We start from the raw sequence: 6023 nt of genomic DNA on the forward strand, positions 1-6023 counted from the left end.
CTCGTATGCCGAAGAGCGGCAGCGCTATCGGATCGTCTACTTCCTCGTCGATGCCGACGGAACGGTGAAGGACTGGGCCACGCAGATCTACAAGGGCGGCAAGGTGCGCTGCTGGGGCAGCAACTGCCTCAAGTTCTTCAAGGATCCGCCCATCGAGAAGCTCGATGAAGTCGTCAGGACTTCGCACGGCGAGGCGATTACCACCTGGCGCAGCGGCAGCTGAGGCCACTCCAGGCCCGGTCGACGACCAAAGAAAAAAGCGCCCGGCAGGGCCGGGCGCAATCGGTTGGGAGGAGCAAGAAACAGTTGCTGGGCGCGGATTACCAGGTCTTCAGCGCTTCGCGGATCTCGTCGCGATACAGCTCGTTGGCGCCGGTGTTGTAGGCGTTGGTGAAGTCCACGTCGGCCTGGCAGTTGGTGCCCGGCGTGTTGTAGTCTTCCCAGCACGGCACCGGGGTGTCAGAGATCAGGCGGCCGAACACGAAGTCGCGGTAGGTGATGGCACCGGTGCGACCCTTGACCGGCAGTTCGATGATGCCGGTGCCCGAGCGGATGATCACCTTCTGGCCGCAGGCGCCGTTGGCGTCCGGCAGGCAGGTGCCGTAGCTGCCACCCTTGCCCCAGGTCTTGATCAGCGAACCGAACTGCGCAGCGATCGCCGACTTGCCTTGCTTGGTGGCTTCGTCGTTGATGATCACCTGCAGCGCGGCGCTGGCGCCGGTGCTGGGGTTGGCCGACTCCAGGAACTCGCTGCGGGCCGAGTTCGTGTTGGTCAGCAGCGTCGAGTTCCACACGCCTTCATAGATGTGAGCCAGGTCAGCGGCCGTCGTGTCATTGCGGCGGTTCGTCGGGTCGTACTTGCCGGTCGTGAAGTTCCAGTAGGCGCAGCCGATGTTGTGGCGCAGCGTCGTGCCGGTCAGGCCCGAAGCGGTGGCCGTGCTGTTGAACGGCGTGAAGGTGCCGCCGTAGCGCAGCACGGTGCCACGCGTCGTGCGGTTGTCGGAGATGCGCATCATCTCGTCCAGGCCGGTCTCGAAGTTGTAGTTGGTGCGCTTGTTGGCGGCCACTTCCTTGGACGGATCCGGGCAGGCGTCCTTGCCGGCGACCATGTCGTACTCGTAGTAGGTGAAGGCCGAGGGCAGCGTGTCCAGACCCAGCTGGACCTGCTTCATCGAGTGCAGCAGGTGCAGCGACTTCAGCGAGCTGGCGGTTTCAGCGCGGCGGCTGCCGTTCAGGTCGACCTTGACGGAGCTGTTGACCTGCTTCAGGTACGACTCGAAGATGCCCTTGGTCGGGTTGCCGCTGCTGTCCAGGAAGGTCTTGCCCAGCAGGTCACGCATCCGGCGGGTCGATGCGTTGGCGTTGTCGATGAAGACAGCGTCGTAGCGGCGCACACCGTTCGAGACGTAGGTCGTGATGTCGATCGGACGCGAGGCGACTTGCAGGCCGTAGTTGTTCAGGTCGGCCATCGAGGCGAAGCCGTACTGGTACCACCAGGCCGAAGCATCGCTGCCGGTGTTGGCAACCTGGATGAAGTTGTAGGTGCCGTTCGACTGGCGTTCGAGCTTGACGATGCGGCCCTTGAACGAAGCGACCTTGCTGGCGATCGAGGCCGGGGTCTGGTTGATCCACCATTGCCAGCTCTTCGCATCGGTGCCGGTGTTGGCAACGAAGGCCGCGGTGTACTTCTTGACGCCACCTTCGGTATAGCTGTCGATGTCGATCATCCGGTGACCGGTGTTGTTGATGTGGTCGGTGATCTGCGCCGAGCTGACACCCATCAGGTAGGTCCAGGCACGTGCCGCGCTGCCGGTGTTGGACACCATCACCACCGCGTAGCGGATCACGCCGCCGCCGATGTCATACGGCTCGATTTCGATCAGACGGCCGCTGTTGGCGTTGACGTACGAGGTGACCTGTGCGTAGGTCAGGCCGTAGTACCACCACCAGCCCGGGACGGCGTAGGCGCCGCTGTTGGGGACCATGCGGACCGAGAAGCGCGGCACGCCGCTGGTGACCGAGTAGACCTCGATCTCCGTCAGGCGGGCGTTGTTCTGGCTCAGGTAGGTGCTGACCTGGTCGGCGCTGACGTTGGTGTACGTCCACCAGCCGGTCGGGACGTTGGTCGAGTGGTCGTCGGTCGTTGCGTTGACGTCCAGCGATTCGGGCTGAACCATCGCCTGGTCGTCCATCTCCAGCCCGTCGACGGCGGCTTGGGCGCGGGCGGTGCCCTGGGCCATCAGGCCAGCGGCAGCGGCGAGGGCGGCCAGCAGCAGGGTCGGGCGGGGTTGGGTGAAGCGGGTCTTCATGAAATCTCTCCAGTGGTCTTGGTTGAACTGCGGGGGTTGAGGTTGGGAGCCGATGCGTTGTTTCGTGCGGCCCTACCTATCAATTCGCAGCCCCGCGGTGTCACCGGACATTTCTGCCCCCCTATGGTTAGGCCCCTCGATTGGGGGGGCTGGGTCCCCCCTCTTCCGGGGGACCCGCTCCACGACCCCGCCGTCAGCTCAGCGAATGAAGACCGGCACGCGCAGGCGCACCCGTTTCGACAAGCCCACCTCGGCTTCCACCGCTTCGACCGAGCCGGCGTCTTGAGCCGTTGTCGTTGCGGTGCGCACGTCGGCCGTGAGGCGCTCGGGCAGGGCGACGCCGCGGCGGCGGACCAGGAAGGTGATGTGGTCGATCAAGGTCGCGTCCACCGGCGGGAACTCGAGCGACAGCAGCAGGCCTTCGCCTTCGGTGCGTGAACGCCCGACGAAGTGCGAGGCGTCGACACGCACCCGCAGCCACGCTGGCTGCGCCGGCAACGCGACGGTGCGCTTGAGGATGCGCTGGTGGCCGTCAGAGAAGGTCAGCTGGGCTTCTGCGACCAGCGTTGAGAACGTCGTGCTCGCCGCGGCATCCACCACGTGGTGCATCGGGAACAACGGATCCTCGGGCGCCGCCCATTCGCCGCCGTCGATGCGAAAACGCAGGCCCTTCAATGCGGCGCCCGCCGGCTGGGGTTTGCCGGCACCGGCCAGCATGCAGCGAGGCTCGGTGCCCACGATCTGCAGATCCAGTGATCGTGCCAAGGCCTGCGAGGTCAGCTCGGTCACCAGCGTGCAGCCGTCGGCCGCGGCGCCGGGCTCCGCACCGGGCTGCGCGAGCAAGCGTGCTTCCAGCGCCCGGTCTTGCTCCACCAGCGCGGCGAGGCGTGCGGCATGCTTGCCGCCAGGGTCCATTGGCAGCAGGCGCACGTGGATGTGGTGATGGTGCGCGTGGGCCCAGCCTTCGTACGGGCTGGAGGCGAACAGGCGCTCCATCTCGGCCACGCGCGCCGCGCTCACGCCGAAGCGCTTGGCGCGTGCCCATTCGTTGGCCCGCGCCAGCACCTTGAGCCGCACCTGCGCGTCGATGCCGATCGCTTCGAGCAACTCGCCTGAGAAGCGCTCGCTGTGCCAGCGAACGAGTTCGAGCATGAACAGGGCCTGGCGGTCCGTGTCCAGCCGGTCGGCCGGGCCGTGGCAGATGTTGTCTTCGACTGGCGTGGCGCCGGCCGGTGTGCCCGGGCGGAAGTGGTCGGTACAGGCGGCCGGGTCCGGCGTTTCGACGCGGCCTTGCTCGCTGGTCAGGTAGTAGCCGAGGTCGAGGTTGTAGCCGCCGTCGTGCGAGCCACCCGGGTGCCGGCCGCGCGGCCCCTCGGGCCCGAGTTCGATCGGCGTGTCGGCGTTCTCGGAGGTCAGGTCGAAGATGGCGAGCGGATACGGGCCAGTGCCCAGCGTCTCGACCGTGCGCCGGGCGGCCAGGCGCGTCAATGCAACGGCGGGGCGTGTCGCCCAGCGAAAGCGCGGGTCGCCGTCGGCGCCGCCCGGCATGTCGCTGGCGAGCACGCGAAAGCCGGCCTGTGGCGACACAGGGGCATGCAGGTGGACCAGTTCGGCGGGGACGCCGGTTTCGTAGCGGTTGCGCCCGTCGTTGGCGCTGGCGTGGAAGGGGATCGCCAGCGCCAACAGCAGGGCGGCAGGCAACGCGATGAGGCGAAATGGCTGGTGGTGTCGCATGGGGCCGGCATTCTCTGGGGCCCCGGCGCGGCGGGCAATACAGGCTTGCAACAGGCGCGGGAGGTGTGTGGCGCCCGCACGCCAGTCAGCGCGCAGCCGTCAGAGAATGACGCGCAGCGGCAGCGGGGCCTCGGCGCCGGCAAGCTCTCGGTAGCGGGCACGCGCCTGGCGTTCGAGCACATCGGCCTCGCCCGGATGCCCGGTGGCGCGCAGCCACTGCGCGCGCACGAGCGAGGCGAGCTGCTGCTCGGGATGCGGACCGGTGTGGTGCTCGCGCAGCAGCTGCTCGGCGCTGTCGATCAGCGGCGCCGCCTTGGCCGGCTCGCCAGCCGTCAGCCAGCCCAGTGCGGTGTTCAGCTGCGCGCGCGCCAGGCCAACCTGGCCGGTCGAGCCCAGTGAGGCGCCGGATTCGCGCCAGGCGGTGATCGATTCCTCGCCCGCTGCGGCAGCCTCCTTGCCACGCCCCAGCGCATTCAATGCACCGGCGCGCAGCATCAGCGTGGCCGCGTGGCGCGTGTCCTTCTGGCCAGCGGCGAGTTCCTGCGCCGACAGCTGGTCGAACCAGCGCAGCGCTTCGGCCGGCTTGTTGTTCATGGTCAGTGCCGAGCCGTAGCGGCGGATGAAGCCGCGCACTTCGGAAGCCGACAGCGCCGAGCCTTGAGCCTGCGCCAGTCGAACCGATTCACGCGCCTGCTCCTCGGCGCCTTCGCTGTCGCCGACGCGGTTCGCCGTCATCACGCGGAAAGACAGGTTCAGTGCGGTTTCGCTGTCTTCGGCGCCATAGACCTTCTTCGAACGCTCGATGTTGCCGGTGAAGACCTCGTCGGCCCGCAGGTAGTTGCCGCTGTCCATGTAGGCCATGCCGAGGGTGCGGCTGGCCAGGATCGACTGGATGTTGTAGCGGCCGGCCAGGCGATCGATTTCGGCGACGGCCTTCTCCAGCGATCGGATCGCTTCGGGAAACAGGCGCATCTGCCACTGCGTGAAGCCCACGTCGGCGCGCAGCTCGGCGGCCCCCATGCCCTCGGTCACCCAATCCTTGTCGAGCAGCGGGGCCATCGCCTGCAGTGCCTTGGTGGCTTCGTCCTTGTGGCCGGTGCTGGCTAGCGAAGTGGCCATGCGCACACGGGTCACCGCCTCCACGTAGCTGTCGGGGCCGTGCACCTTCACGACGGCCGGTAGCAGGCTTTGCAGCAGTGCGCGGCCCTGCTCGTGCTGGTTCAGGTCGAGTAGGTTGTCGGCCACGCCCAGGTCCACTTCCAGCACGTCGGCGCTGTCGGCTGGCTCGTGGGCCAGCAGCATCGACCGGGCCTGCTTCAGCAGCGTCATCGACGTCTCTTTGTGGCCCAGCTGCTTGTGCACCAGTCCCAGCGTGAGCAGCGCGCGCGCGTGCTCGAGGCTGCCTTCGCCGTGGCTTCGCACCATCAGATCGCGCCGCGCCTCGGCCAGCGGCAGCGCCGGCTTGTTGTCGCCCAGCTTGTCGTAGATGTCGATCAGCACGCCGCTCAGCGCGGCATTCAGGTCGGGTTCGGCGCCGAGCTTGGCCTGCAGTTCACGTTCGCCGCGGGCCAGCAGGTCGCGCACCGTCAGCTCGCGGCCCTGCGCGCGGGCCGGGTCGGCCTCGTTGAACAGGCCGACCAGAAAGTCCTGCACGGCCTTCGTGCGCTGGCTTTCACGGCGCGCGATGGCGGCCTGGTCCAGCGCCACCGCGAGGCCGGCGAGCATGCCCGCGCCAGCCAGCGCCGTGGCGGCCACCGGCAGCTTGTGGCGCTGCACGAACTTGCGGGTGCGGTACCACCAGGTGCCCGGGTGAGCGTGCACCGGCTTGTTGCGCAGCCAGCGCTTCAGGTCCTGCTTGAAGGCCTCGGCCGACGGGTAACGCTCGGCCGGGTTCTTGCGCAGCGCCATCAGCGCGATGTTGTCGAGGTCGCCGCGCAGCTGGCGCCGCAGGCCGGCCGGGTGCAGCGAGCGCTGCGCAGC

The 6023-nt window shown here is 67.9% G+C and carries 4 protein-coding genes; 1 reads left to right on the top strand and 3 read right to left on the bottom strand.

Going from position 1 to position 6023, the window contains the following annotated elements; all coding sequences use genetic code 11:
• A partial coding sequence (locus tag AC1DYI_RS24290; protein WP_477206704.1) for a hypothetical protein occupies positions 1-223 on the top strand: 223 nt, incomplete at its 5' end.
• A gap of 97 nt (positions 224-320) precedes the next feature.
• Here the strand turns inward: AC1DYI_RS24290 and AC1DYI_RS24295 are convergent.
• From AC1DYI_RS24295 to AC1DYI_RS24305, 3 genes are all read right to left on the bottom strand, one after another.
• On the bottom strand, positions 321-2309 hold the full coding sequence (locus AC1DYI_RS24295) for a serine hydrolase (protein ID WP_477206705.1): 1989 nt from the start codon (positions 2307-2309) through the stop codon (positions 321-323).
• Between the two features lie 198 nt (positions 2310-2507).
• Positions 2508-4043 carry a hypothetical protein gene (locus tag AC1DYI_RS24300; protein WP_477206706.1) on the bottom strand — a complete coding sequence of 512 codons (1536 nt, stop codon included), beginning with the start codon at positions 4041-4043 and terminating at the stop codon, positions 2508-2510.
• Positions 4044-4142: 99 nt separating this feature from the next.
• Positions 4143-6023: serine/threonine-protein kinase (locus tag AC1DYI_RS24305; protein ID WP_477206707.1), on the bottom strand; the 1881-nt coding region annotated here is incomplete at its 5' end.

Source organism: Ideonella sp. P3_A4 (genome assembly GCF_056403075.1).

Bases quoted from the DNA above. Each gene is read 5' to 3' on its own strand.
- AC1DYI_RS24300 (WP_477206706.1), bottom strand. From the start codon at position 4,043: ATGCGACACCACCAGCCATTTCGCCTCATCGCGTTGCCTGCCGCCCTG.
- AC1DYI_RS24295 (WP_477206705.1), bottom strand. From the start codon at position 2,309: ATGAAGACCCGCTTCACCCAACCCCGCCCGACCCTGCTGCTGGCCGCC.